The following is a 792-nucleotide window of genomic DNA, read 5'->3' on the forward strand; positions in this document are numbered from 1 at the left end:
TATAGGTTAACTTTTCCTTCTGACCAGCTTTTACTGTCTTTGTCTCTGTCCTTGCCGCTTCACCGCCTGGTGTTACGTAACCTGACGGTGCTTCTGTTTCTACAAAGTAATAACTTCCCGGTTCTACGTTATCAACTGTGATCTTTCCATCTTTGCCAGTTACATAGGAACCACGATTCTCGTCTGGATCCCCAACCTTATACAGGTCAAATTTTGCTCCTTCAAGGGCTTTTCCCTCTGCTCCTGTCTTGACCAGTTCCAGTTTTCCTTTACTTTCTTCTGTATTGCTCATTTCGAAAGTATAAGTTTTTACTTCTGTCTGACCAGCCTCTACTGTCTTGATCTCAGTCCTTGCTGCAGCTCCGCTCGGTGTTACATAGCCTGCCGGGGCTTTTGTCTCTTCGAAGTAATAGCTTCCTGGGTCTACACTGATCTCAATGGTTCCGTTTTCATCTGTTACTAACGGCACCTTATTGATCTTAGTATCCGCTTTTCCATCTTCCACACGGTATAAGTCAAACTCTGCTCCTGCAAGTTTTTTACCATCTGTTCCGGTTTTTACCAGTTTCAGCTTTCCTTCGTTTTCCTTCGTATTGCTTACATTGATCGTGTACAATACAACGGATGCCTGACCTGCTTCTACAACTACTGTCTCTGTCTTGGCAGCTGTTCCAGCCGGAGTTACATAACCTGACGGAGCTTCTGTTTCCACAAAGTAATAGCTTCCCGGTTCTACGTTATCAACTGTGATCTTTCCATCCTTGCCAGTCACATAAGAGCCACGCTTTTTAT

General features: G+C 44.3%; 1 protein-coding gene. It reads right to left on the reverse strand.

Annotated features, from left to right (window positions below; all coding sequences use genetic code 11):
• A partial coding sequence (locus tag LIQ05_RS19380) for an MSCRAMM family protein (protein WP_264292818.1) occupies window positions 1-792 on the reverse strand: 792 nt, incomplete at both ends.

The organism is Blautia glucerasea (assembly GCF_020537505.1).
GTDB lineage: Bacteria > Bacillota > Clostridia > Lachnospirales > Lachnospiraceae > Blautia_A.